Below are 24,627 nucleotides of genomic sequence, written 5' to 3'. Positions count from 1 at the left end.
AGCGATCACTTGTGCAAGTTACAAAGTTTTTCTTAATTGGCGATCATTTTTGGGAGAGTCAATTTCTTTGGGAATCGGCGATCATTTTGGGAGAGTCAATTTTTGGGGGTGGCGATCGTGTTTTGTGGGGATGAGATTGGAGGCGGCGATCATTTTGGGAGAGTCAATTTTTTGGGAATGGCGATCGCTTTTTATCTTTGGGTAAGGGGCGACCTCGTTATAACTAATTTCGTAAAGGCGATCGCTTTTTATCGAGTGGGTAAAGGGCGATCTCGTTATAATTAATTTCGTAGAGGCGATCGCTTTTTATTTTAGGGTAAGAGGCGATCTCGTTATCCTTAATTTCGTAGAGGCGATCAGTTTTTTCGGTAAGGGGCGATCTCGTTATAATTAATTTCGTAGAGGCGATCGCTTTTTATTTTAGGGGAAGGGGCGATCTCGTTATAGTTAATTTTGTAAAGGCGATCGCTTTTTATTTTAGGGTAAGGGGCGATCTCGTTATAACTAATTTCGTAAAGGCGATCGCTTTTTATTTTAGGGTAAGGGGCGATCTCGTTATAACTAATTTCGTAAAGGCGATCGCTTTTTATTTTAGGGTAAGGGGCGATCTCGTTATAACTAATTTCGTAAAGGCGATCGCTTTTTATTTTAGGGTAAGGGGCGATCTCGTTATAACTAATTTCGTAAAGGCGATCGCTTTTTATTTTAGGGTAAGGGGCGATCTCGTTATAACTAATTTCGTAAAGGCGATCGCTTTTTATTTTAGGGTAAGGGGCGATCTCGTTATAACTAATTTCGTAAAGGCGATCAATTTTATCATTGTGTAAGGGACGATCTCGTTATAGTTAATTTTGTAAAGGCGATCGCTTTTTATCGAGTTGGTAAAGAGTGATCGCGTTATAATTAATTTCGTAGTGCGATCGCTTTTTTCTTAATTGGTAAAGGGCGATCAAAAATGAGTTTATTATGTTAATTTTGAGAAAAAATGATGAATTATCGTCAAAGAATTACAATTAACTCCTCCATTCGTAGCGGAAAGCCCTGTATTATTAATACTCGGATTACCGTTAATGATGTTTTAGACTACTTGGGGGGAGGGATGACTATTGAGGAAGTTTTAGACGATTTTCCCGATCTAACCTTAGAAGATATACAAGCCTGTTTCGCTTTTGCTGCTGACCGCGATCGCCATCTAATGATTATTCCCGATGAAATTACTGTTTGATGAAAATTTATCACCCAAATTACCGCGTTTACTAGCTACTGAATTTCCGAATAGTCTTCACGTTAGGGATATTGGGATGAAAGGATTTGCTGATGAAATAATTTGGGAATATGCCAAACATAATAATTTTACTGTAATTTCTAAAGATTCGGATTTTTATCAACGGGCTTTACTTTACGGTTATCCCCCCAAATTAATTTGGCTTCGGATTGGGAATTGTAATCGTGACATTCTCTTGCAATTAATCATAAAATATAAAGAACAGATCAAGGATTTTTCTAATAATTCTGACTCAATATTAATCCTTGCTTGATATTTTTCAACGATCACTTTTTGTAAGGTAAAGGGAAAAGCGGTGATCGCTTTTTATCATCGGGTAAAGGGCAATCGCACCATGATCAGCATCAATTGATATAATTATCGTATGTTTATCTGGTCGTCAAAATGTTGCTGAAAATCGTACAAATCGGTAATTCCCAAGCAATTACAATTCCTCAAGCAATAATGGAACAATGTGAACTCACAGATGAAGTTGAGGCGATAGTTGAGGGTAAAAGGGTTATTCTGAGTGCTAAAAAGAAGGTAAGAGAAGGCTGGGCTGAGTTGTTTGATGATGCCCCTCTTGAAACTGAGTTACAGGATTGGTTGGAGGTAGAAAACGAGTTTGAGCGAGAAAATCAATGGTAGAAAGATTTGCCATCGTCTTGGTGGCACTCGATCCAACTATGGGGTCTGAACTGCAAAAAACTCGACCTTGTGTTGTTGTTTCTCCCAGTGAGATTAATGCTCGGTTAAGAACAGTCGTTATTGCGCCAATCACCAGTACCATCAAAAATTACCCGACTAGAATCAAAATTGACCAAGAAAATGTGCGAGGGAGTATCGCTTTAGACCAAATTAGAGCGATTGACAAAATCCGAATTGTTGCCAAAATTGGCAGTCTTGACGAACAATTAGCAATGGTAGTAGCTGATCGATTGGTTGAATTTTTTCACTACTGATTGTTACTGAATTTGTTCGGTTTTAGCATCGCGTTTTATCGAATGGTAAAGGGTGATCGCTTTTGGGGGTTAAGAAGTTTTCCTTAATCGGCGATCATTATTTGGGATGTGAAGGGGAAAGTGGCGATCGCTTTAGGTTATGATAGACTTCTGCTCAAGCTTATTATTGAATAGCATTCACTCGTGTCTAAAAGAGATAAACTACTTGAACTATTAAAGAATAGTCCTAATAACGGAAAATTTAGCGATATTTGTAAACTGCTAGAGTTAGAAGGATTTTCCCTTGATAGAATTACAGGTAGCCACCACATTTTTAAAAGAAATGATCTTATTTTGGTCATACCTGTTCACAATAAAAAAGTAAAATCTGTTTATATTCGTCGAGTCCTTGAAATCATCGGAGAAAAGTAAACATGAATTATCCAATTATTATTTATCCCTGTGAAGAAGGCGGTTTTGTGGCTGAAATTCCAGCCTTATCTGGTTGTTTAGCCCAAGGTGAAACCTTAGAAGAAACCCTACAGGAATTAATTATAGTAAAAAATTTATGGTTAGAAACAGCCCAAAAATATAACCAAAAACTTCCCAACCTAGAAACAGAGATGGCAAAAGTTAAAGCATTAAGCACTGTATAGAGCAATTTTTTTGAAAAGGTGATCGCTCTTTGTGAGTTACGAATTTTTCCTTAATCGGCGATCATTGTTGGGAGAGTCAATTTTTTGGGGGTGGCGATCGTTTTTTATCGCATTGGTAAGGGGCGATTATGTTAAGCTGTAGATAAAAATTAGGGAAAAGCGATGACTACCATAGTACAAAAACTTCTAAATACCTTTGACAATCTGACATATTCAGAAAGACTAGACCTATTATCAGAAATTCTAAGACGCACAGTTTATTTAGACTTTGATCCATTATCTGACGAAGAATTAACGCTGAATGCTGAGGACATCTTTCTGGCACTAGATGAAGAAGAATTAGCTTATGAGTAGTCCCAAACGCGGAGAAGTTTGGTTAGTCGATCTCGGTTATGTTGCAAAAGTCAGACCATGTTTAGTGATCAGCATCCCCACCCTAGAAAGAGATCGAGCATTAGTAACGCTAGTACCACATACAACAAGTTTACGCGATTCCAGATTTGAAGTCCAAGTAAAAGCTAAATTTTTACGAGAAGGTGCATTTGATGTACAAAATCTGATTACAATCCCCCATGCCAAACTTTTACGCAAATTGGGTGAACTAACATCAGAGCAAATGGAAAGCTTAGAAGCTATCTTACTCCTATGGTTGGGATTGGAGTCTGAAGAATATGAAGACTAAGCAATGAGATCGTTATTTCAGGTTGAGGGATGAAACGCGATCGCTTTTTATCGAATTGGTAAAGGGCGATCGCTATCAAAAAAGATAAAATAAGTAATGAATAGAAAAACTTTAGAGGAACAAAAATGGATAGCACACTTTATGAAAAAGATATTTTACTGTGGGTGGAAGATACCGTTAGTAAATTAAAAAAACATGATTTTGAAAATTTAGATATTAAAAATTTAATTGAGGAGGTTGAATCATTGGGGATTTCTCAGAAAAAAGAATTAATTTCTCGTTTAATGGTTCTACTAGAACATTTATTGAAACGTCTTTATGTAGATTCTCCCTATGATTACAATGGTTGGGAAAGAACAATTCGTAATCAACGAGCCGAAATTGATTTGTTGATTAGTTAAGTACCGAGTCTTCAATCTCGATGGGAAATCAGTTTTAATGATGCCTGGAAGCGGGCTTTATTAAAAGTCAAAAAAGAATATCAAAAAGTTTCTTTTCCAGAAGAGTGTCCATTTGAGCAAACAATTGAGACAATTTTAAATGAAGATATTTGGGAAAATTAGTGTGATCACTGCAATTGTCCTGTTCAGAGGGAATTTGTTGTTAGATAAGCTGAATCAACATTGGCGATCACTTTTTATCATTAGGTAAAGGGCGATCAAAAATGAGTTTATTATGTTAATTTTGAGAAAAAATGATGAATTATCGTCAAAGAATTACAATTAACTCCTCCATTCGTAGCGGAAAGCCCTGTATTATTAATACTCGGATTACCGTTAATGATGTTTTAGACTACTTGGGGGGAGGGATGACTATTGAGGAAGTTTTAGACGATTTTCCCGATCTAACCTTAGAAGATATACAAGCCTGTTTCGCTTTTGCTGCTGACCGCGATCGCCATCTAATGATTATTCCCGATGAAATTACTGTTTGATGAAAATTTATCCCCCAAATTGCCGCGTTTACTTATCACTGAATTTCCTAATAGTCTTCACGTTAGGGATATTGGGATGAAGGGATTTGCTGATGAAATAATTTGGGAATATGCCAAACATAATAATTTTACTGTAATTTCTAAAGATTCGGATTTTTATCAACGGGCTTTACTTTACGGTTATCCACCCAAATTAATTTGGCTTCGGATTGGGAATTGTAATCGTGACATTCTCTTGCAATTAATCATAAAATATAAAGAACAGATCAAGGATTTTTCTAATAATTCTAACTCAATATTAATCCTTGCTTGATATTTTTCAGCGATCACTTTTTATTATTGGGTAAGGGGCGATCTCGTTATAATTAGGGTCTGCTGAAAAAGTCCACAAAACGAACCTAGATGCCACAGGAGGCGAAAAATGGTGACTTCAGAGAGTTGTTTCCAATTTCAACCCCCAGTTTTCCAACGACGTGCATGGGCTTTGAGCCTCCAAAGGACATAACCTTGTACCTGATCGTTTTTAAAATGCTTGAAAGCATTATCTGGCAAGGGTTCTATACTTATTCAGCAAGCCCTAATTAATTTCGTAGAGGCGATCACTTTTTATCTTTGGGTGAGAGGCGATCATTTGTGCGAGTTACAAAGTTTTTCTTAATTGGTGATCGCTTTGTATCGAATTAGTAAAGGGCGATTGCTTGTAGGAAATGGGGCATAATTAAACTAAAACTAATCAGAATAAATATCTTGACGATGACCAACTTGATGAATCGTAATAAAGTCATCATCAAAAGAATATATCACCCTGTAATCGCCAATTCTAAGTTTAAACAAACCGCTTAAATTAGCACTTAAGCCTTGATGTCTAATATCATCAAAATTTTCACTCATCCAACGAATTTTTTTAAAGACACGCTCCCGAACAATTGCCGTAAGCGACTCCAAACCTTCAACGGCTTTATCGGTAAATTCTATACGGTGACGCATTACCAATTTAATCCTAATCTTTGAGCTACTTCTTCTGCAGAAATTCCCCGTTCTCCGTTTCGAGTTCGCTGTAAAGAGTCCGCTAGAGACTGAGCCACTTCAGGCTTAAGTAGTTTATCAACATCTGGATCACTGAGTAGAGATTGAACTGTTTCCGTAACAGTTTCTTGAATCAAAAACTTAAAATCGTCAACACTTAGGTCTTTAACTTGCATTCTTGCACCTAAAACTCTTTGTTCTGACTATAGCATTGTTTAAAAATAGTGATCGCTTTTTGTGGGGATGAGATTAGAGGAGGCGATCGCTTTTGGAAGGTGAAGGTGAAAACGGCGATCGCCCTTGCGCTATTACGCGAAACGGAATAACATTTGAATATGATTCAATCTTTCCGATGCAAGCAGACGCGATCTCTTTTTGAAGGAGGAGACCCACCTCGTTTTCGTGCTTTCAAAGATAGTGCAATTCGGAAATTAACTCAATTGGATGCGGCCCAAACCTTAGAATTTCTGTGCTCTCCACCAGACAACCAACTTGAAGCTTTAAAAGGCGACAGAAAAGGACAATACAGTATTCGGATTAATTCCCAGTTTCGATTATGTTTTATCTGGACAAATAATGGCCCTGTTGATGTTGAAATTATTGATTATCATTCGTAAATAACCATGACTAACCGTCCAATTAATCAAATGCGTCCCGTTCATCCAGGCGAGATTTTGCTGGAAGATTTTCTTGTTCCTCTTAATATGAGTGTAAATGCTTTAGCTTTAGCCTTAAATGTTCCTGCGTCTCGTATTCACGAAATTGTTAAAGAACGTCGTTCTATTACGGCTGATACTGCGGAAAGATTAGCCCGTTATTTTGGTGGTGATGCTGCTTCCTGGCTTAATCTTCAAGCAATGTATGATCTGAAAATATTACCTAACCGTGATGAAATTATCCAACAAATTCAGCCCCGTATCTCAGAACAAATTGCCTGATTTTCCAATAGGATTATAATTGCAGATCGCGATCGCTTTTTATCTTTGGGTAAGGGGCGATCTCTTTTGTAAGATAAAGGGGAAAACGGTGATCGCTTTTTATCATCGGGTAAAGGGCGATCGCACCATGATCAGCATCAATTGATATAATTATCGTATGTTTATCTGGTCGTCAAAATGTTGCTGAAAATCGTACAAATCGGTAATTCCCAAGCAATTACAATTCCTCAAGCAATAATGGAACAATGTGAACTCACAGAGGAAGTTGAGGCGATAGTTGAGGATAAAAGGGTTATTCTGAGTGCTAAAAAGAAGGTAAGAGAAGGCTGGGCTGAGTTGTTTGACGATGCCCCTCTTGAAACTGAGTTAGAGGATTGGTTGGAGGTAGAAAACGAGTTTGAGCGAGAAAATCAATGGTAGAAAGATTTGCGATCGTATTGGTAGCACTTGACCCAACTAGGGGGTCTGAACTGCAAAAAACTCGACCTTGTGTTGTTGTTTCTCCCAGTGAGATTAATGCTCGGTTAAGAACAGTCGTTATTGCGCCAATTACCAGTACTGTTAAAAATTACCCGACTAGAATCAAAATTGATCAAGAAAATGTGCGAGGGAGTATCGCTTTAGATCAAATTAGAGCGATTGACAAGATCCGAATTGTTGCCAAAATTGGCAGTCTTGACGAACAATTAGCAATGGTAGCAGCTGATCGATTGGTTGAATTTTTTCACTACTGATTGTTACTGAATTTGTTCGGTTTTAGCATCGCTTTTTATCGAATTGGTAAAGGGCGATCGCGCTTCATCAGAGAAAGTGATTGCAGTAACTCGACAATGAGGTTATCATTTCCCATAGTTGCGTTCCTTAATCCAAGTTACAAGATCGGCGATCGCACTAAGACCGAGAAACACTTCCAAGCTATATCGCACATTCTGTTGACCCATACTACGGCTTACGCCGGTGGAAGGCACGTCGCTGATTTAAACGTCCATGCTGTTGTGGCATATCTATTGTCAATGGGGGGGGGAGTAACCTTCCATTCCTGTAGATATCCAGTCATGAGTGTTGGGTTAATATAAGTTAATTCCATTGACTCCATCCACGTTAAAGGTGGGGCAGTGTTTCCGTGTAAATGAACATCCAGACCTGACATGAACCAATAACCTTGCCATGCGAAGGAAGTTCCGTACCATTGGCCTGTACTAGAAATGCAAATACCATGTGTAGAGTAGAGAGAACCATTAGGAGGGGACGTTCCCCCCCAACTGGAAAAGGTTGCTCCATTGCCAGCTACATAGAATTTCGCCTCCCACTGCCCAACTGGAAAGGCAGCATTAGCAATTGTGGGTAATGATATAGCGAGGTATGTAGGTAATGATATAGCAAGAGATACTACGTATTTTGACAGGCTCACTTTTTTATCCTCGATTGTGGCTTACTTGCGTGCCGACTCAAGTTTTTGCTGAATCTTATGAAAGCATTTTAACTGTGTTTTTGGCTAATTGTCAAGTCACTACCATCACTTTTTCTGATGAAGCGCGATCACCTCAATTATCTATCTGTTAAAGGTTTTGCTGTATGCGATCGCTATTACTGTGGATCGTGATTTTTAGGTGATCGCTTTTTATCTTTGGGTAAGGGGCGATCACTGTTGAGGAGGAAGTGCTTTCTAATTGATAACAAACTTGAGGGCTGTGTTATATTGACATCAAGAAGCTAGGTAAATAGGGAAATTTTTACGGATGACAGATCGCTTAGAACGTATTGAGGCACTGATTGAATCCAATGCGAAAAGTATTGAGGCGTTGACCCACCAAATGAATCAAGACCGTGACGAGGCCAAGCAGGATCGTGCGGAAATGAAGAAGATTTTAGAGCATCAACGTCGTGACCGCGCTCATGTGTTTGAATGGATGGCTCGTTTAGCGGCAGCCCAAGCGGATTTTTACGAGGCTCAGGCTTATTACATGACTCAATCTGAACAAATGGATGAAAAACTAACGGAAATTCTTAACCGTCTCACTCCAGATTCATAGATAGCGATCGCTTTTTATTTTAGGGTAAGGGGCGATCGCTTGTAGGAAATGGGGCATAAATCAAAATTTCCCCGCCGCAAGCGGACGGGGTATGGAAGATGTTTTGCTCGCAAACCGACGGTTTCCATTGCAACTTTAAATTTTTCGCTGCAAGCAGCGGGGAATTAACCCAAGAAAGATTAAACCAAAACAATCAGAATAAATATCTCGACGATGACCAACTTGATGAATCGTAATAAACTCATCATCAAAAGAATATATCACCCTATAATCGCCAATTCTAAGTTTAAACAAACCGCTTAAATTAGCACTTAACCCTTGATGTGGAACTGGTATCGTCTGATCAAAGTTGGAAAAAGTTATGGCGTAAGGCTTTGAGAAAATAGAAAAATAGTTTAAGACTAGACATCGGCCCGTTTTTATTATACTATTATTATTGTCATTATATCAAAGAAGAAGGAAACAGAAAACAATGTCAATATTAAAGAAAAGCTCTATGGAAATCCTGAATAATGTTGGCTTGTGCCAAGAGAAAGAGGATGCCTTATTCAAGGACAACTGTCCTCATTGCTATAGTGAAAACGTAAAAATACATTCTCATTATCAAACGAAAGGTAACGGGGAACGTAAAATGTTCATTTGTCAAGAATGTAGTTCTTGTTTTGCTGAGACTTATGGTAGCGTAATCGCTGGCTTAGAAACCCCATTAAGTGAAATTGTAAAAGTATTAAAAGCCAGAATGGAAGGAATAGGATTAAATGCAGCAGCTCGAGCATTCGGCTACGCGAAAACAACAATATTGAATTGGGAAAAGAAATTATCAGGATTACAAGAGACATTATTTTTATACGCCTTAGTGAATGAATTTGTTAAATTAGTAATAGAAGGGGATGAACTATACACAAAAGTTGGAAAAAATAAAGAAGCAAGTGCCTCTGAGGGGTGGACAATCGTGCTCATGGACAGGGCTAGCCGCTTTATTTGGCATTTAAAATGTGGTCGAAAAGAGCAGAAATTATTTCTAGAAGCAATGATGACGGTAGCGGAATTATTTGAAAGGAGTGCAGAATCTCTCCAGTTATTTACAGATGGAGAAAAGCGATATAGTCAACTGCTATTTGATATTTGTCACGAAGTATTAAGGACTGGAAAGCGAGGTCGTCCCACCAAAGTATTACCGAAGGGTCTTGTGGTAAGACTAAAAAATAAGAGTAGTAAACGTCGAGATTCTGAGGGTAAACTAAAGAAAGTAGAAACTCCGAAACCAGAACATCCAGAGACAACAGAAAAACCAGAAGAAAAGGACGTCCATGCCAACCACGTTGAGGCATTTAATAGTGCTATCCGACGCTATTTATCTGCCTTTCGTCGTCGTATAAATACTTATGCTAAATCGGTTGTGGGATTACAGCGAGTCCTAGATATTTTCTGGATGGTTCATAACTTTGTTCGCAGCCATTTTACTACGAGAAAAGTTCCTGCTGTAGCTCTCGGTATAATTGAAAAAGGGTTTACTTGGGAGGACTTACTCCAAATTCGCCTGATTTCTTGAACCTCTCGTATTGCAACGTTTGTAGCTTCTAGCTAGACGATACCAGTGCCCTTGATGTCTAATATCATCAAAATTTTCACTCATCCAACGAATTTTTTTAAAGACACGCTCCCGAACCATTGCCGTAAGCGACTCCAAACCTTCAACGGCTTTATCGGTAAATTCTATACGGTGACGCATTACCAACTTAATCCTAATCTTTGAGCTACTTCTTCCGCAGAAATCCCGCGTTCTCCGTTTCGAGTTCGCTGTAAAGAGTCAGCTAGAGACTGAGCTACTTCAGGCTTAAGTCATTTATCAACATCTGGATCACTTAGTAGAGATTGAACTGTTTCCGTAACAGTTTCTTGAATCAAAAACTTAAAATCGTCAACACTTAGGTCTTTAACTTGCATTCTTGCACCTAAAACTCTTTGTTCTGACTATAAGTAGCTGGTTGCAATTAAATATAAAACGTGGGATGGGCATCCTGCCCGTTCACAGGCTTCTAGCCTGTTCCACCATCTAACAATTAATTAGGGCTTGCTGAAAAAAGCTGAAACCTTTACGGAGAAAAATAGTAGGCGAATTAAGAACCGCTAGAATGCACGAAAATAGGGTAGAATGCCTCAAAACCATTGCATTAAGAAGAGAGAAAGCAGATGTACCGAAAGCAACAGTACTCAATTGAAACACCAGAAAACTTGAAAAATCTGTTCGGCGGGCAGTTAGACGAAGAAAATCGTTGGATAGAAATGTCAAAAATGATTCTTTGGGAAGAATATGAGGAAGAATATGCAAAAAACTTCACAGAAAAAAAAGGAGCCCCAGCCAAATCATTTAGAATGGCATTAGGAGCATTAATTATCAAAGAAATTTCAGGAAAAAGTGACAGAGAAACAGTAGAACAAATAAAAGAGAACCCTTATTTACAGTACTTTATAGGAATGGAAAGCTATAGTAGCAAAGAAGCATTTAATGCGTCAATGATGGTTCATTTTCGTAAAAAAATAGGAATGGAATTAATAAATAAAATTAATAAAGAAATAGAAAAAAAAGCGACGGGTGTAGCGTCAGAAAAAAAAGAAAATGAAGGAAAGTTATTGTTAGATGCGACTTGTACACCAGCAGATATAAAATATCCAACGGATATAGGAATATTGAATGATGCAAGAGAAAAAACAGAAAAAATAATAGATAAGCTGTATGAAGAAATAAAAGAGAAAAGGAAAGAAAAGCCGAGGACTTATAGGGAAGTGGCAAGAAAAGAGTACTTAGCCATAGCAAAAAAACGTCGTGTGTCAAAAAAAGAAAGAAGAAAAGGAACAAAAAAACAACTAGGATATATAAAAAGAAACTTGTCTCATATAGAAAAAATGATAGAAGAGGGAGCAAAGTTAGAAAAACTAACGAAAAAAGAGCAAGAAGAGCTTGTAACGATAGGAAAAGTGTATGAGCAACAGTTAGAAATGTATGAAAAAAAGACAAATAAAGTAGAAAACAGAATTGTGAGTGTAAGCCAACCTCACGTGCGTCCAATAGTGCGTGGAAAAGCGGGAAAAGCAGTAGAGTTTGGAGCTAAAATATCGGCAAGTAATGTGAATGGCTTTGTCTTCTTAGACAAATTAAGTTGGGATAATTACAACGAATCGGGAGATTTACAAGCGCGAATAGAAGAATATAAAAGGGAAACAGGATGTTATCCGGAATCGGTTCATGTGGATAAAATCTATCGAACAAAAGCGAATCGAGCTTATTGTAAAGAAAGGGATATAAGAATGAGTGGTCCCCGATTGGGAAGACCGCCGAAAGAGGTGAGCAAAGAAAAAAAGAAAGAGGCACGCTCAGATGAAAGAGTGCGTAATGCCATTGAGGGTAAATTCGGACAGGGAAAGAGGAAATTTAGTCTTGGTCGAGTGATGGCCAAACTACCTGAGACCTCGGAAACGGTAATTGCGATGAACTTTTTGGTAATGAATCTTTCTACTCTACTTCAGAAGACAAAAAGTAAAAAGTTGTAGAGTCGTTTTTCTTGTGAAAAATGGTGTTAATTTTCCTCTCTTTTGTGAGGAGTGATTTGTGTTGACCTTTTTAGACAGAAAGGAACAATAGATTAAACAAAATCTGTATTTTGATTTGTTTCCATAAGGATAAGTTATCTATGCTTTTTCAGTCCATACTTCCCTAACCCACATTTCTTTCGTTTTTTGACTTTTTCAGCAAGCCCTAATTAAGCCCACTTACTTAGGGCTTGCTGAAAAAAGCTGAAACCTTTACGGAGAAAAATAGTAGGCGAATTAAGAACCGCTAGAATGCACGAAAATAGGGTAGAATGCCTCAAAACCATTGCATTAAGAAGAGAGAAAGCAGATGTACCGAAAGCAACAGTACTCAATTGAAACACCAGAAAACTTGAAAAATCTGTTCGGCGGGCAGTTAGACGAAGAAAATCGTTGGATAGAAATGTCAAAAATGATTCTTTGGGAAGAATATGAGGAAGAATATGCAAAAAACTTCACAGAAAAAAAGGAGCCCCAGCCAAATCATTTAGAATGGCATTAGGAGCATTAATTATCAAAGAAATTTCAGGAAAAAGTGACAGAGAAACAGTAGAACAAATAAAAGAGAACCCTTATTTACAGTACTTTATAGGAATGGAAAGCTATAGTAGCAAAGAAGCATTTAATGCGTCAATGATGGTTCATTTTCGTAAAAAAATAGGAATGGAATTAATAAATAAAATTAATAAAGAAATAGAAAAAAAGCGACGGGTGTAGCGTCAGAAAAAAAAGAAAATGAAGGAAAGTTATTGTTAGATGCGACTTGTACACCAGCAGATATAAAATATCCAACGGATATAGGAATATTGAATGATGCCAGAGAAAAAACAGAAAAAATAATAGATAAGCTGTATGAAGAAATAAAAGAGAAAAGGAAAGAAAAGCCGAGGACTTATAGGGAAGTGGCAAGAAAAGAGTACTTAGCCATAGCAAAAAAACGTCGTGTGTCAAAAAAAGAAAGAAGAAAAGGAACAAAAAAACAACTAGGATATATAAAAAGAAACTTGTCTGATATAGAAAAAATGATAGAAGAGGGAGCAAAGTTAGAAAAACTAACGAAAAAAGAGCAAGAAGAGCTTGTAACGATAGGAAAAGTGTATGAGCAACAGTTAGAAATGTATGAAAAAAAGACAAATAAAGTAGAAAACAGAATTGTGAGTGTAAGCCAACCTCACGTGCGTCCAATAGTGCGTGGAAAAGCGGGAAAAGCAGTAGAGTTTGGAGCTAAAATATCGGCAAGTAATGTGAATGGCTTTGTCTTCTTAGACAAATTAAGTTGGGATAATTACAACGAATCGGGAGATTTACAAGCGCGAATAGAAGAATATAAAAGGGAAACAGGATGTTATCCGGAATCGGTTCATGTGGATAAAATCTATCGAACAAAAGCGAATCGAGCTTATTGTAAAGAAAGGGATATAAGAATGAGTGGTCCCCGATTGGGAAGACCGCCGAAAGAGGTGAGCAAAGAAAAAAAGAAAGAGGCACGCTCAGATGAAAGAGTGCGTAATGCCATTGAGGGTAAATTCGGACAGGGAAAGAGGAAATTTAGTCTTGGTCGAGTGATGGCCAAACTACCTGAGACCTCGGAAACGGTAATTGCGATGAACTTTTTGGTAATGAATCTTTCTACTCTACTTCAGAAGACAAAAAGTAAAAAGTTGTAGAGTCGTTTTTCTTGTGAAAAATGGTGTTAATTTTCCTCTCTTTTGTGAGGAGTGATTTGTGTTGACCTTTTTAGACAGAAAGGAACAATAGATTAAACAAAATCTGTATTTTGATTTGTTTCCATAAGGATAAGTTATCTATGCTTTTTCAGTCCATACTTCCCTAACCCACATTTCTTTCGTTTTTTGACTTTTTCAGCAAGCCCTACTTAGCATTGTTTAAAAATAGTGATCGCTTTTTGTGGGAATGAGATTGGAGGAGGCGATCACTTTGGAGATTGAAGGGGAAAGTGGCCAGCAATTCCAAATTTAGAATGTAACCAAAGGCACAAAAAAGCTCAATGTGTTTACTGGCAAGGGTTTTGCTATGAAAATTGCCAATTAATCAACTAGGAAGAATTCGAGACAGCGAGAGAAACTGAGTCATCAAGCATAAAATCTAAAAGATGATGCCAGCTTTCAAAGAACAGATATTTGGTCAAAGAGAGAATATCTTGAAAGAATCCCTTACGAGTGCCGCGTTGGACGCGAATTCTCTGGTAACGTTCATCAACCAAACCTAAAACCGTGTGCAAGAGAAAAGCCAGCAAATTCAGGGTAAGCAAAACAGAGGCGAGGTGTTGTTTACCATGCCCAAAATTATGCTCTAAGTGATAGCCTCGATTTTTGAGAATATTGTGATTCTCGTTCTCAGTACGCCAACGAGTCCGTCCAGCACGACAGACATCAAGAACGATGTGAGGGGTGAGAAAATGATTGGTAATCCAACTCTTGTGATAAAGAAGTTGAGCATCGGATTCGCGGTAGATTTTCAGCTCGCACCAGTTAACCAACAAAGCAGGCTGTTGGTCTCGTAGGGGAATTTTATTGAGATATACTGAACACGGTCACAAGTTGCGAATTTTAAAAATAAGAGATAATATAGTAAAAATAGAAAAAGTAGTCAAGAGGCTGAGAAATGATTAAGTTAGAATTTACGGAAGAAGACAAAAGACTGTTGTCTTACGGTCGGTTTAATCACCCGCATCCTAGAGTACAGCTAAAGATGGAAGTTTTATGGTTAAAAAGTCAGGGATTATCTCATCAAAAAATTGCTCAATTCGCAGGAGTTTCAGTAAATACGGTGACAAGCTATATCCGTGATTATCAAGAGGGCGGGATAGAAAAACTAAAAGAAATAAGGCACTGGTATCGTCTAGCTAGAAGCTACAAACGTTGCAATACGGGATGTTCAAGAAATCAGGCGAATTTGGAGTAAGTCCTCCCAAGTTAACCCTTTTTCAATTATACCGAGAGCTACAGCAGGAACTTTTCTCGTAGTAAAATGGCTGCGAACAAAGTTATGAACCATCCAGAAAATATCTAGGACTCGCTGTAATCCCACAACCGATTTAGCATAAGTATTTGTACGACGACGAAAGGCAGATAAATAGCGTCGGATAGCACTATTAAAGGGTGCGACCTTTAGTTGATAAAAGCTGTTGTAATCAGGGTTCTACAGGGAACCCATATTGATCAAGTTTTGCCCAAAATTGACTCCATCGTTCCTTGGTCAATACCAAAGCTCGTAGGCTCAAAATAATTCCTGCTCCTTTTTCCTTCCATCGCATTCCTGAACAACATAATCGTTGTTTGACCAACGTCTTACAAGCTGCTTCCGTAACACCTGAACCAATCGGATACTTTTTCTCTAAGTATTCAGCATAATCCATTTGATGCTGATGATTCTCGTAATAAGTAATCGCCGCTTGTAGTTTCTCGGTAAGATTCTTAGAATGACTTTTTTCTTCTTTGACTTCTTTCATCAGATTTAGCAGTTCTCCTGCTTTTCCTTTTTCATGCTTGAGTTCTCGACAATTTTCAGTCAACCATTCTTTTTGTTTTGACACGGTATTCGGATGCAACGCTTCTGCCAACGCTCCTAAGTAACCAGAGGCATGATAGAAATCTAATATCTGTTCTTCCGTCTGCTTTTCTAAAAACTTCCAATTTGATTCTGCCCCGTCTGCTATACCGACAAATTTTGCCTCTGGATAACGGTTTTTCGCTCGCTCAATTTCTCTTTCCAATCTTTCTAGAAAACTCTTTTTTCCGTACTCTGGTGCCGCACCTAGATAGATTGTCTGTTGACGTTCTCCCTCACTATCGTATAGGGAAACGGTTCCCACCATTGCTTCACGGTAGCCATCCTCACACATCAGCATACAGGTTCCATCTAATCCTATTCCCACTGTTGCAATTTGGCTATCCTCCTTGGGCGGGGCATAACTCCACGCTTCTTCTTTTGCCTGTACCACACTTCCTACTGCTTCACTCAATCTTTGGATATAGGATAGCGCTACTTTTCTACCATGATTTTCTAATAAATCATTTTTCACCTCTTTGCCTGCCATCCCTGACATTTTTGAGGATACCTGTTTTGCCAATAATGGCGTTGATGTTATGATTATCCTTGCTTCTCTTTCTAAGGGGCAATACGTTTTTCCTCAAAGGTGAACGCTGATATACATGACGATTCACTATAACCTCACCATAAGGTGTTTGATATTCTTTCGGTTGCTCTCCCTTACTCTTCCAGATTTCTTCACCGATTTTTAAGGGTGAACCATCTGTATCTAAATATTTCAAGGCTTCTTTGCTGGCGATGCAACCTACTTCGTTTAAGCCTTTTTGAATATTTATTTCTGTATCCAACATTGAACGACTGAGTTCTAATGTTAGTTCTATTTTTATCTTTGAACCCTCTACATTAATTAGTTTTGCTGTCATCATTGTTTCCTCTTTGTCACTTTTCATCTCATGTTAACACTTTTCTTTTCCTTCATCAACTAAAGGTCACACCCCTATTAAATGCCTCAACGTGGTTGGCATGGACGTCCTTTTCTTCTGGTTTTTCTGTTGTCTCAGGATGTTCTGGTTTCGGAGTTTCTACTTTCTTGAGTTTACCCTCAGAATCTCGACGTTTACTACTCTTATTTTTTAGTCTTACCACAAGACCCTTCGGTAATACTTTGGTGGGACGACCTCGCTTTCCAGTCCTTAATACTTCGTGACAAATATCAAATAGCAGTTGACTATATCGCTTTTCTCCATCTGTAAATAACTGGAGAGATTCTGCACTCCTTTCAAATAATTCCGCTACCGTCATCATTGCTTCTAGAAATAATTTCTGCTCTTTTCGACCACATTTTAAATGCCAAATAAAGCGGCTAGCCCTGTCCATGAGCACGATTGTCCACCCCTCAGAGGCACTTGCTTCTTTATTTTTTCCAACTTTTGTGTATAGTTCATCCCCTTCTATTACTAATTTAACAAATTCATTCACTAAGGCGTATAAAAATAATGTCTCTTGTAATCCTGATAATTTCTTTTCCCAATTCAATATTGTTGTTTTCGCGTAGCCGAATGCTCGAGCTGCTGCATTTAATCCTATTCCTTCCATTCTGGCTTTTAATACTTTTACAATTTCACTTAATGGGGTTTCTAAGCCAGCGATTACGCTACCATAAGTCTCAGCAAAACAAGAACTACATTCTTGACAAATGAACATTTTACGTTCCCCGTTACCTTTCGTTTGATAATGAGAATGTATTTTTACGTTTTCACTATAGCAATGAGGACAGTTGTCCTTGAATAAGGCATCCTCTTTCTCTTGGCACAAGCCAACATTATTCAGGATTTCCATAGAGCTTTTCTTTAATATTGACATTGTTTTCTGTTTCCTTCTTCTTTGATATAATGACAATAATAATAGTATAATAAAAACGGGCCGATGTTTAGTCTTAAACTATTTTTCTATTTTCTCAAAGCCTTACGCCATAACTTTTTCCAACTTTGATCAGACGATACCAGTTCCAAATTGCTGCAGAAAACTGCGTAAAATCTTCATAATATTTTGCGTATAAACACTTCTTTTTCACAAACTTCCACAGTCTTTCAATTAAATTCAAGTTAGGAGAATAAGGAGGTAAGTACAGTAACTCTATTCCTAATGATTCTGCCAACTCCTGCACAATTCGGCATTTTTGATAACGAGCATTGTCTAATACCAACGTAATCGGTATTAATAGTCCTAATTCTGCTATCTTTTCTAGGAGTTCACAAACCTGAGTTCCCGTAATATAAGAACTGTTCGTTACCATAATTACTTCATGGGTAATTGCATTTAATGCTCCTAACACATTAAAACGTTTTCTCCCTGATGGTGACTTAATAAAAATCCTTTTGAAGCACCATATAAAATTTACAAATGCTCCCATTACAAAATGAGAGGCATCTACAAAGAAAACTGCCCTTTTTCCTGCTTTTGCCTCTTCTAGCCTTGGTTCTAGCTCTTTTTCTCTATAGCTATCCTGAGCTTCTACATCTGCTTTTGATGCAAATGTTCCCACCTTTAGACACCTCATTCCTATTGACTTTAAAAATTTTCTGACTTGCGTTGGACTTCTTTTTATTCCCGTTAATTCTTCTATTCTTTTTACTGCTTCATTTATTTTTGCTGGTGGATTTGACTCAAAATATGCCTCAATTTTCCCTTGATGCTCTGTTAACTCGCTTTTCGGGCGATTAAATTTTATTTCTTTTAGTTTTTCTATCCCGCCCTCTTGATAATCACGGATATAGCTTGTCACCGTATTTACTGAAACTCCTGCGAATTGAGCAATTTTTTGATGAGATAATCCCTGACTTTTTAACCATAAAACTTCCATCTTTAGCTGTACTCTAGGATGCGGGTGATTAAACCGACCGTAAGACAACAGTCTTTTGTCTTCTTCCGTAAATTCTAACTTAATCATTTCTCAGCCTCTTGACTACTTTTTCTATTTTTACTATATTATCTCTTATTTTTAAAATTCGCAACTTGTGACCGTGTTCAGTATAGCTTGTGAGCCACCGGCGGATTATGACCGACCGCTCAGTCATTGGACAGCGCGGGAACTGGCGGATGAAATGCTCAAACAAGGCATTGTTGAGAGCATCTCCCCTCGCCATGTGGGACGATTGCTGGCGGAAGCCGACTTGAAACCACACCAATCGCAATATTGGTTAAATCCTCCCCCCGACCCTGAGTTTGATGAGAAAGTTAGTGACATTTGTCAGACCTACCTGAGTGCAATGGAGCGAGCAGAACAGGGAGAACAGACAATTTCCATTGATGAGATGACCGGCATTCAAGCCTTGGAACGAAAGGCTCCTGCCCAACCAATGCGACCTGGCAAACCAGAAAGGCGAGAATTTGAGTATATTCGTCACGGCACCCAGACGTTAATTGCCAGTTTTAATGTGGTTTCAGGTCAGATTGCCCAAGCCAGTGTGGGAGACACGCGCACTGAGATAGACTATCTCAATCATGTTCAACAGTTGGTTGCCAGTGACCCAAAGACTGTCAAGTGGCACCTGCTGATGGATTGCTTGAACACCCATCAATCAGAATCACTAGTAGGCTTGGGTGGCGCAAGTCGAAGGACTTGAGACCGACTTGGGCATCAAAGGAAAATCAGGCATTCTCCAATCAATGCAAAGCCGTTCTGAATTTTTGCGAGAGCCCAGTCATAAAATTGTCTTCCACTTCACCCCCAAGCATTGCTCTTGGCTCAATCAAATTGAGATGTGGTTCAGTATGCTGATGAGTAAGTTACTCAGACGAGGCAATTTCATGAGCAGAGAACAGCTCAAAACTCGCATCCTTGACTTCATTGATTACTTTAATCGCACTATGGCTAAATCCTTCAAATGGACTTATCAGGGCAAGGCATTAAAGCAATGATAAACGGTCGCTCTATTCCCGCCCAAGCCTACTAGACTGGTTTTGGGTTGAATCTTTTAATCGCACTATGGCTAAACCCTTCAAATGGACTTATCAAGGCAAGGCATTAAAGCAATGATAAACGGTCGCTCTATTCCCGCCCAAGCCTACTAGACTGGTTTTGGGTTGAATCTTTATTAGATGGAGCTTTTAGCATTAAACGAGTACAAAAATCTGATGCAAAAAATGATTTAAATAATAATCCTTTAACGCATAAAAATAAAGAAATTACAGGTTTTTTATTACGATCTGAAGTTGTGGCTGGTTGGCCAGATTTACAGATTGATGGTTTTGATGACGAAAAAAATAAAATTGGATTACTAAGAGGCGATCGCCTCTCAACGGACGTGATGATTTGCTTATTTGATGGAAAAATTTAGCAAGCCCTAGATATTTCTCTCAAACTAGAAGAATTACATTTTGGTTTTGATGTTGATAAAAATAAGGATAACGAATTATTTCTAGAATTACGTGATCCAGATGGAAAACTTCCCACTTCAGAAGGAGAAAAGAAAAAATATCGAATTGATCTCAACGATAACTTTTGGAATGAAGGCGATCGGGTAATTAGGGCTTGCTGAAAAAGTCAAAAAACGAAAGAAATGTGGGTTAGGGAAGTATGGACTGAAAAAGCATAGATAACTTATCCTTATGGAAACAAATCAAAATACAGATTTTGTTTAATCTATTGTTCCTTTCTGTCTAAAAAGGTCAACACAAATCACTCCTCACAAAAGAGAGGAAAATTAACACCATTTTTCACAAGAAAAACGACTCTACAACTTTTTACTTTTTGTCTTCTGAAGTAGAGTAGAAAGATTCATTACCAAAAAGTTCATCGCAATTACCGTTTCCGAGGTCTCAGGTAGTTTGGCCATCACTCGACCAAGACTAAATTTCCTCTTTCCCTGTCCGAATTTACCCTCAATGGCATTACGCACTCTTTCATCTGAGCGTGCCTCTTTCTTTTTTTCTTTGCTCACCTCTTTCGGCGGTCTTCCCAATCGGGGACCACTCATTCTTATATCCCTTTCTTTACAATAAGCTCGATTCGCTTTTGTTCGATAGATTTTATCCACATGAACCGATTCCGGATAACATCCTGTTTCCCTTTTATATTCTTCTATTCGCGCTTGTAAATCTCCCGATTCGTTGTAATTATCCCAACTTAATTTGTCTAAGAAGACAAAGCCATTCACATTACTTGCCGATATTTTAGCTCCAAACTCTACTGCTTTTCCCGCTTTTCCACGCACTATTGGACGCACGTGAGGTTGGCTTACACTCACAATTCTGTTTTCTACTTTATTTGTCTTTTTTTCATACATTTCTAACTGTTGCTCATACACTTTTCCTATCGTTACAAGCTCTTCTTGCTCTTTTTTCGTTAGTTTTTCTAACTTTGCTCCCTCTTCTATCATTTTTTCTATATCAGACAAGTTTCTTTTTATATATCCTAGTTGTTTTTTTGTTCCTTTTCTTCTTTCTTTTTTTGACACACGACGTTTTTTTGCTATGGCTAAGTACTCTTTTCTTGCCACTTCCCTATAAGTCCTCGGCTTTTCTTTCCTTTTCTCTTTTATTTCTTCATACAGCTTATCTATTATTTTTTCTGTTTTTTCTCTGGCATCATTCAATATTCCTATATCCGTTGGATATTTTATATCTGCTGGTGTACAAGTCGCATCTAACAATAACTTTCCTTCATTTTCTTTTTTTTCTGACGCTACACCCGTCGCTTTTTTTCTATTTCTTTATTAATTTTATTTATTAATTCCATTCCTATTTTTTTACGAAAATGAACCATCATTGACGCATTAAATGCTTCTTTGCTACTATAGCTTTCCATTCCTATAAAGTACTGTAAATAAGGGTTCTCTTTTATTTGTTCTACTGTTTCTCTGTCACTTTTTCCTGAAATTTCTTTGATAATTAATGCTCCTAATGCCATTCTAAATGATTTGGCTGGGGCTCCTTTTTTTCTGTGAAGTTTTTTGCATATTCTTCCTCATATTCTTCCCAAAGAATCATTTTTGACATTTCTATCCAACGATTTTCTTCGTCTAACTGCCCGCCGAACAGATTTTTCAAGTTTTCTGGTGTTTCAATTGAGTACTGTTGCTTTCGGTACATCTGCTTTCTCTCTTCTTAATGCAATGGTTTTGAGGCATTCTACCCTATTTTCGTGCATTCTAGCGGTTCTTAATTCGCCTACTATTTTTCTCCGTAAAGGTTTCAGCTTTTTTCAGCAAGCCCTAATTAAGATTAAAAGTTTGTCAGATAAAATTGATGGGCGATCTAATCGTAGTGATAAGGACAAAGAAAATAATCCTTTTACTTCTGATGATTTAGCATTGCAACTCATTCAAGGAGCAAAAAAAGTTAGTTTCAAGGCGCGAAAAAAGTGAGTTTCAAGGCGAAAGAAATATTTGTCCCCTAATCTCGAAAACCAACCGCCGATTGAAAACCCTGTTGAGGTGTCCATTGTATTGTGCCCTCTTGCCCTGTGACCTGGAGTTGAATCCCTTTTTTGGTTAACCGACGCTTTAACTTTTTACTGACGTAGGGACTAACCGCGATCGCCGTTAAGGGACGTATTTTTTCTAAGCCATCGATTGTTGTTAACTTACCCGCCCAAACCACAACATCGGGAGGAATTTGTCTGAATAGACTATCGGGGAGAGCATCAGGAATGGTGGAGGGAAAGACTAACCACCGTCTGGTTTTGAGTGATAATTGGAGTATGGGAGGATTCTGGCTAAACCAGGTTAACTCTGTACAGGGCGGGGGAGACACCTTGTTTAGATTGAGACGACAATCTACGCGATTAATGCCGGCTGCTGCTAAAAAAGGTTTGAGAAGGAATTGCTCTGTTTCAGAGTTGCCGTCTTCAATGACGATGGTTTGACCTGGATTTTGAATGACCAGAATCGGTTGGGAAGTTTGATCAAAAACGGTTACTCGTACCAGGGTAAGCTGCTGATAGAACAACGGTAGAATTAAAAAACTCAATAAAACGACGGTTATCCAAGGCCAACGTTTTTGCCACTCAGGATGTAACCAAATTAAAATCATTGCCCCATAGGTTAACCCCAAAACTGCGACAGAAATATTACCTACTGCCACATTTGGAAACTGTTTAAAGGTCTGGGCCAGGAGAATTAACCAGTGAGTCGGATAATACAAAAGCCAGGCGATCGCACTACCGGCCAGAGGAATAACTAAGGCGGAGATCGCACTGATAACTCCCCCTAAACTGATTATTTCTATCAGGGGACTGACCAGAATATTAAGCGGAATTGCGGCTAGAGCGAAAACACTAAATTGATAAAGGATAAGGGGTAATGTCCAAACGGAAGCCGCTAGAGGAACAGCCATTATTTCAGCAATTTTAGGAGGCAAAAAATCGAATTGGCTTTGTAAATAGGGACTGGTCACAACAATGCCAAAGGTGGCTAAAAAGCTGAGTTGAAATCCTAAGTCCCAGATCCAAATTGGGTTAACGATCAAAAGTAAGGTGGCCACCAGTAGTAACGCCCCTAAGGTTTTCAACCGACGTTCGTACAATTCCCCGATTAAAACCCCAACCCACATCAAACCGGCTCTAGTAACCGAAGGCTGTAATCCGGTCAGTCCCAAATAAAAGAGTAAAACCCCCAGTCCTAACCAAAAGCGCGATCGCCGAGACAATTTTTGGGTTAAAAGGAGGGTCGTACCCACTAGTAGAGAAACCTGATATCCTGATGCCGCTAAAACATGGGATAAACCTACTTGGGAAAATAAATTGCGGAGATTGTAGGGTAAATCCACTGCTTTTTGTCCCAGGACAATTGAACTAATCAGTGAACCTTCTGTTTTCGGCAACCATAAACCCTGGGCATCCACAATCCGCGATCGCAGTTGGGAAAAACCACAAAAACCTTGACCAATGGGAACCGCCGTTTCTCCTTTGAGTCCGGCAAAAACGCCTTGACCGGCTAAATACTGACGAAAATCCTGACTCCCTGGATTTTTACTGCCTGGAGGTTGATAGAGTATGCCTTGAACCCTGACTTTTTGACAGGGCGTGAACTTTTCTCCCACTTCCCTCGGCAAGGTTAGATAGACCTGGCCAGCGATCGGTTTAAATCGCGGATCGGCATCAATCTGTACCAATTCCCCCCGCAGCCAAAATTGCAGTCGATCATGAAGATTGCTTCTGCCCACACTTAGCAATTCTCCCGTGATGGTTACTGGCTGGGAACCGCGATCGGAGATCTGTACAACCTGACTAACATCCTGGGGACTCGCTTGGGGAATACGCCATTGACCATACATCGCTGCACAGATAGCCAAAATTCCCATACAGAGCCAAAAAGACATCCTCGGCCCCCGTCGCCAATAACGTGGTAATGTCAAACCGGCCAAAACACTGATGATGGCCCAAAACAGGGTCAACCCTAACCATTGAACAAAATGGGGATCATTCTCCAAAAGAACCGTAGAGAATAGACCTCCAATAAAAACAAGACAGATAATTGTGGCTCTGACCTGCATGGCATTTAGAGAAAAAGCATTTTATAGAAAGAAATCTAGACTAATTTTATGTCCCATGCCGAGCCTTTGGCTTAACAATTCGTAATCTTCTTTGAGTGTAATTATTTACTTTCCTCTTTAATGCAATATTGATGCAGATCAACGATAAGGCAGAATTCCTGTGTTGTTCAATACGGGGAAAGAACTTTTTGCATTGTTCGTGAGTCAAGCCAATCAATCACAACAAAGTCTCTAAATTCTTTATCTTTAAAGATCAAGCCTGGTCACTGAGTATTTATTACTAGTAAATCTTGCCAATAGGGAAAAAAGGATTTAAGTAATTAGCAGGGCTTTAAAAGCTGCCAAGGGCGTTTAGCAGGACGTTTGCACGGAAGTAAGTCTCATTAATGGCGGTAAATTCTGCCCAGTTACTATACCTACTCTTTCCCAGAATAGCCCCTTCTTTGGCATTTCCCTAGGTTTTGATGAAAGCTGTTTTTACAGCTAAGGGACTAATATTTTTAAAATTTATCTGTAGCATTTAATACAACAAACCAAAATTTTTCTGAGATTT

General features: G+C 38.6%; 26 protein-coding genes and 7 pseudogenes. 23 read left to right on the top strand and 10 right to left on the bottom strand.

What is annotated here, in order from left to right:
• Positions 1 to 102: 102 nt before the first annotated feature.
• From KA717_17065 to KA717_17010, 12 genes and pseudogenes are all read left to right on the top strand, one after another.
• Positions 103 to 285, top strand: coding sequence for a hypothetical protein (locus tag KA717_17065; GenBank protein UXE64075.1), 183 nt, complete (start codon positions 103 to 105; stop codon positions 283 to 285).
• Between the two features lie 703 nt (positions 286 to 988).
• Positions 989 to 1,225: a DUF433 domain-containing protein gene (locus tag KA717_17060; protein ID UXE64695.1), complete on the top strand. Its 237-nt coding sequence runs from the start codon at positions 989 to 991 to the stop codon at positions 1,223 to 1,225.
• Positions 1,209 to 1,538, top strand: coding sequence for a DUF5615 family PIN-like protein (locus KA717_17055; protein UXE64074.1), 330 nt, complete (start codon positions 1,209 to 1,211; stop codon positions 1,536 to 1,538). The genes KA717_17060 and KA717_17055 overlap by 17 nt, the downstream gene beginning before the upstream one ends.
• Positions 1,539 to 1,729: 191 nt before the next feature.
• On the top strand, positions 1,730 to 1,912 hold the full coding sequence (locus KA717_17050) for a hypothetical protein (protein ID UXE64073.1): 183 nt from the start codon (positions 1,730 to 1,732) through the stop codon (positions 1,910 to 1,912).
• On the top strand, positions 1,906 to 2,226 hold the full coding sequence (locus tag KA717_17045; protein UXE64072.1) for a type II toxin-antitoxin system PemK/MazF family toxin: 321 nt from the start codon (positions 1,906 to 1,908) through the stop codon (positions 2,224 to 2,226). Before KA717_17050 ends, KA717_17045 begins: the two co-directional genes overlap by 7 nt.
• A 183-nt stretch (positions 2,227 to 2,409) precedes the next feature.
• Entirely contained in the window at positions 2,410 to 2,637 is a 228-nt protein-coding gene (locus KA717_17040) for a type II toxin-antitoxin system HicA family toxin (protein ID UXE64071.1), read from the top strand.
• Between the two features lie 2 nt (positions 2,638 to 2,639).
• On the top strand, positions 2,640 to 2,861 hold the full coding sequence (locus tag KA717_17035; GenBank protein UXE64070.1) for a type II toxin-antitoxin system HicB family antitoxin: 222 nt from the start codon (positions 2,640 to 2,642) through the stop codon (positions 2,859 to 2,861).
• Positions 2,862 to 3,023: 162 nt separating this feature from the next.
• Positions 3,024 to 3,215, top strand: coding sequence for a hypothetical protein (locus KA717_17030; GenBank protein ID UXE64069.1), 192 nt, complete (start codon positions 3,024 to 3,026; stop codon positions 3,213 to 3,215).
• Positions 3,208 to 3,543 carry a type II toxin-antitoxin system PemK/MazF family toxin gene (locus tag KA717_17025; protein ID UXE64068.1) on the top strand — a complete coding sequence of 112 codons (336 nt, stop codon included), beginning with the start codon at positions 3,208 to 3,210 and terminating at the stop codon, positions 3,541 to 3,543. The genes KA717_17030 and KA717_17025 overlap by 8 nt, the downstream gene beginning before the upstream one ends.
• A gap of 125 nt (positions 3,544 to 3,668) precedes the next feature.
• Positions 3,669 to 4,106 (top strand): annotated as a pseudogene (locus KA717_17020) (DUF29 domain-containing protein).
• A gap of 134 nt (positions 4,107 to 4,240) precedes the next feature.
• Positions 4,241 to 4,477, top strand: a complete 237-nt coding sequence (locus tag KA717_17015; protein ID UXE64694.1) for a DUF433 domain-containing protein — start codon at positions 4,241 to 4,243, stop codon at positions 4,475 to 4,477.
• Positions 4,461 to 4,790 (top strand): DUF5615 family PIN-like protein, encoded by a 330-nt coding sequence (locus tag KA717_17010; GenBank protein ID UXE64067.1) that lies wholly within the window; start codon positions 4,461 to 4,463, stop codon positions 4,788 to 4,790. The genes KA717_17015 and KA717_17010 overlap by 17 nt, the downstream gene beginning before the upstream one ends.
• Before the next feature lie 416 nt (positions 4,791 to 5,206).
• On the opposite strand, the gene KA717_17005 is transcribed toward KA717_17010, so the two are convergent.
• Both KA717_17005 and KA717_17000 read right to left on the bottom strand, forming a co-directional pair.
• The gene (locus KA717_17005; protein ID UXE64066.1) at positions 5,207 to 5,464 is read right to left on the bottom strand and encodes a type II toxin-antitoxin system RelE/ParE family toxin; all 258 of its coding nucleotides are present in this window, start codon (positions 5,462 to 5,464) and stop codon (positions 5,207 to 5,209) included.
• Complete coding sequence (locus KA717_17000; GenBank protein ID UXE64065.1) at positions 5,464 to 5,679, bottom strand: hypothetical protein; 216 nt, start codon at positions 5,677 to 5,679, stop codon at positions 5,464 to 5,466. The genes KA717_17005 and KA717_17000 overlap by 1 nt, the downstream gene beginning before the upstream one ends.
• Positions 5,680 to 5,838: 159 nt before the next feature.
• Here KA717_17000 and KA717_16995 point away from each other — a divergent pair, with 159 nt between their 5' ends.
• From KA717_16995 to KA717_16975, 5 genes are all read left to right on the top strand, one after another.
• The gene (locus KA717_16995) at positions 5,839 to 6,120 is read left to right on the top strand and encodes a type II toxin-antitoxin system RelE/ParE family toxin (GenBank protein UXE64693.1); all 282 of its coding nucleotides are present in this window, start codon (positions 5,839 to 5,841) and stop codon (positions 6,118 to 6,120) included.
• Positions 6,121 to 6,126: 6 nt separating this feature from the next.
• Positions 6,127 to 6,441: a HigA family addiction module antitoxin gene (locus KA717_16990; protein UXE64064.1), complete on the top strand. Its 315-nt coding sequence runs from the start codon at positions 6,127 to 6,129 to the stop codon at positions 6,439 to 6,441.
• Positions 6,442 to 6,678: 237 nt separating this feature from the next.
• Entirely contained in the window at positions 6,679 to 6,861 is a 183-nt protein-coding gene (locus KA717_16985; GenBank protein ID UXE64063.1) for a hypothetical protein, read from the top strand.
• Positions 6,855 to 7,175 carry a type II toxin-antitoxin system PemK/MazF family toxin gene (locus tag KA717_16980; protein UXE64062.1) on the top strand — a complete coding sequence of 107 codons (321 nt, stop codon included), beginning with the start codon at positions 6,855 to 6,857 and terminating at the stop codon, positions 7,173 to 7,175. Before KA717_16985 ends, KA717_16980 begins: the two co-directional genes overlap by 7 nt.
• 1,005 nt (positions 7,176 to 8,180) lie before the next feature.
• On the top strand, positions 8,181 to 8,474 hold the full coding sequence (locus KA717_16975; protein UXE64061.1) for a hypothetical protein: 294 nt from the start codon (positions 8,181 to 8,183) through the stop codon (positions 8,472 to 8,474).
• 135 nt (positions 8,475 to 8,609) lie between these two features.
• Here the strand turns inward: KA717_16975 and KA717_16970 are convergent, their stop codons facing one another.
• Positions 8,610 to 8,738, bottom strand: coding sequence for a hypothetical protein (locus KA717_16970; protein ID UXE64692.1), 129 nt, complete (start codon positions 8,736 to 8,738; stop codon positions 8,610 to 8,612).
• A 208-nt stretch (positions 8,739 to 8,946) separates the two neighbouring features.
• Here KA717_16970 and KA717_16965 point away from each other — a divergent pair, with 208 nt between their 5' ends.
• The 3 genes and pseudogenes from KA717_16965 (at position 8,947) to KA717_16955 (ending at position 13,711) form a co-directional block, all read left to right on the top strand.
• Positions 8,947 to 10,026, top strand: coding sequence for an IS1 family transposase (locus KA717_16965; GenBank protein UXE64060.1), 1,080 nt, complete (start codon positions 8,947 to 8,949; stop codon positions 10,024 to 10,026).
• Between the two features lie 641 nt (positions 10,027 to 10,667).
• Positions 10,668 to 12,005, top strand: a pseudogene (locus tag KA717_16960) (IS5 family transposase).
• 370 nt (positions 12,006 to 12,375) lie between these two features.
• Positions 12,376 to 13,711: pseudogene (locus KA717_16955) on the top strand (IS5 family transposase).
• Between the two features lie 410 nt (positions 13,712 to 14,121).
• On the opposite strand, the gene KA717_16950 reads toward KA717_16955, so the two are convergent.
• Positions 14,122 to 14,565 carry a hypothetical protein gene (locus tag KA717_16950; GenBank protein ID UXE64059.1) on the bottom strand — a complete coding sequence of 148 codons (444 nt, stop codon included), beginning with the start codon at positions 14,563 to 14,565 and terminating at the stop codon, positions 14,122 to 14,124.
• 125 nt (positions 14,566 to 14,690) lie between these two features.
• On the opposite strand from KA717_16950, the pseudogene KA717_16945 reads away from it, so the two are divergent.
• A pseudogene (locus KA717_16945) lies at positions 14,691 to 14,912 on the top strand (helix-turn-helix domain-containing protein).
• A 51-nt stretch (positions 14,913 to 14,963) separates the two neighbouring features.
• Here KA717_16945 and KA717_16940 read toward each other — a convergent pair.
• The 4 genes and pseudogenes from KA717_16940 to KA717_16925 form a co-directional block, all read right to left on the bottom strand.
• Entirely contained in the window at positions 14,964 to 15,116 is a 153-nt protein-coding gene (locus KA717_16940) for a hypothetical protein (GenBank protein ID UXE64058.1), read from the bottom strand.
• A 103-nt stretch (positions 15,117 to 15,219) separates the two neighbouring features.
• Positions 15,220 to 16,501: pseudogene (locus tag KA717_16935) on the bottom strand (ISKra4 family transposase).
• A 55-nt stretch (positions 16,502 to 16,556) separates the two neighbouring features.
• Complete coding sequence (locus KA717_16930) at positions 16,557 to 17,441, bottom strand: IS1 family transposase (GenBank protein UXE64057.1); 885 nt, start codon at positions 17,439 to 17,441, stop codon at positions 16,557 to 16,559.
• Between the two features lie 145 nt (positions 17,442 to 17,586).
• Positions 17,587 to 18,528: pseudogene (locus tag KA717_16925) on the bottom strand (IS630 family transposase).
• Between the two features lie 67 nt (positions 18,529 to 18,595).
• Here KA717_16925 and KA717_16920 point away from each other — a divergent pair.
• Positions 18,596 to 19,204, top strand: a complete 609-nt coding sequence (locus KA717_16920; protein ID UXE64056.1) for a transposase — start codon at positions 18,596 to 18,598, stop codon at positions 19,202 to 19,204.
• Positions 19,182 to 19,499: a transposase gene (locus KA717_16915; GenBank protein ID UXE64055.1), complete on the top strand. Its 318-nt coding sequence runs from the start codon at positions 19,182 to 19,184 to the stop codon at positions 19,497 to 19,499. The genes KA717_16920 and KA717_16915 overlap by 23 nt, the downstream gene beginning before the upstream one ends.
• 836 nt (positions 19,500 to 20,335) lie before the next feature.
• Here the strand turns inward: KA717_16915 and KA717_16910 are convergent.
• Positions 20,336 to 21,671: pseudogene (locus KA717_16910) on the bottom strand (IS5 family transposase).
• Positions 21,672 to 21,974: 303 nt separating this feature from the next.
• A complete protein-coding gene (locus KA717_16905) occupies positions 21,975 to 23,975 on the bottom strand; it encodes a ComEC family competence protein (GenBank protein ID UXE64054.1) in 2,001 nt (666 codons plus the stop codon).
• Positions 23,976 to 24,627 lie beyond the last annotated feature (652 nt).

Origin of the sequence: Woronichinia naegeliana WA131, assembly GCA_025370055.1 — a bacterium.
GTDB classification, from domain to species: Bacteria; Cyanobacteriota; Cyanobacteriia; order Cyanobacteriales; family Microcystaceae; genus Woronichinia; species Woronichinia naegeliana.
This window is presented reverse-complemented; position numbering and strand designations above follow the sequence as displayed.

Excerpts from the sequence above, each read along its gene's own strand:
- KA717_17035 (UXE64070.1), top strand. The coding sequence starts at position 2,640 with ATGAATTATCCAATTATTATTTATCCCTGTGAAGAAGGCGGTTTTGTG.
- KA717_17050 (UXE64073.1), top strand. The coding sequence starts at position 1,730 with ATGGAACAATGTGAACTCACAGATGAAGTTGAGGCGATAGTTGAGGGT.
- KA717_16980 (UXE64062.1), top strand. The coding sequence starts at position 6,855 with ATGGTAGAAAGATTTGCGATCGTATTGGTAGCACTTGACCCAACTAGG.
- KA717_16995 (UXE64693.1), top strand. The coding sequence starts at position 5,839 with ATGATTCAATCTTTCCGATGCAAGCAGACGCGATCTCTTTTTGAAGGA.
- KA717_16965 (UXE64060.1), top strand. The coding sequence starts at position 8,947 with ATGTCAATATTAAAGAAAAGCTCTATGGAAATCCTGAATAATGTTGGC.
- KA717_17030 (UXE64069.1), top strand. The coding sequence starts at position 3,024 with ATGACTACCATAGTACAAAAACTTCTAAATACCTTTGACAATCTGACA.
- KA717_17015 (UXE64694.1), top strand. The coding sequence starts at position 4,241 with ATGAATTATCGTCAAAGAATTACAATTAACTCCTCCATTCGTAGCGGA.
- KA717_17055 (UXE64074.1), top strand. The coding sequence starts at position 1,209 with ATGAAATTACTGTTTGATGAAAATTTATCACCCAAATTACCGCGTTTA.
- KA717_17000 (UXE64065.1), bottom strand. The coding sequence starts at position 5,679 with ATGCAAGTTAAAGACCTAAGTGTTGACGATTTTAAGTTTTTGATTCAA.
- KA717_17010 (UXE64067.1), top strand. The coding sequence starts at position 4,461 with ATGAAATTACTGTTTGATGAAAATTTATCCCCCAAATTGCCGCGTTTA.
- KA717_17060 (UXE64695.1), top strand. The coding sequence starts at position 989 with ATGAATTATCGTCAAAGAATTACAATTAACTCCTCCATTCGTAGCGGA.
- KA717_17005 (UXE64066.1), bottom strand. The coding sequence starts at position 5,464 with ATGCGTCACCGTATAGAATTTACCGATAAAGCCGTTGAAGGTTTGGAG.
- KA717_16930 (UXE64057.1), bottom strand. The coding sequence starts at position 17,441 with ATGTCAATATTAAAGAAAAGCTCTATGGAAATCCTGAATAATGTTGGC.
- KA717_16990 (UXE64064.1), top strand. The coding sequence starts at position 6,127 with ATGACTAACCGTCCAATTAATCAAATGCGTCCCGTTCATCCAGGCGAG.
- KA717_17045 (UXE64072.1), top strand. The coding sequence starts at position 1,906 with ATGGTAGAAAGATTTGCCATCGTCTTGGTGGCACTCGATCCAACTATG.
- KA717_17025 (UXE64068.1), top strand. The coding sequence starts at position 3,208 with ATGAGTAGTCCCAAACGCGGAGAAGTTTGGTTAGTCGATCTCGGTTAT.
- KA717_16985 (UXE64063.1), top strand. The coding sequence starts at position 6,679 with ATGGAACAATGTGAACTCACAGAGGAAGTTGAGGCGATAGTTGAGGAT.
- KA717_16975 (UXE64061.1), top strand. The coding sequence starts at position 8,181 with ATGACAGATCGCTTAGAACGTATTGAGGCACTGATTGAATCCAATGCG.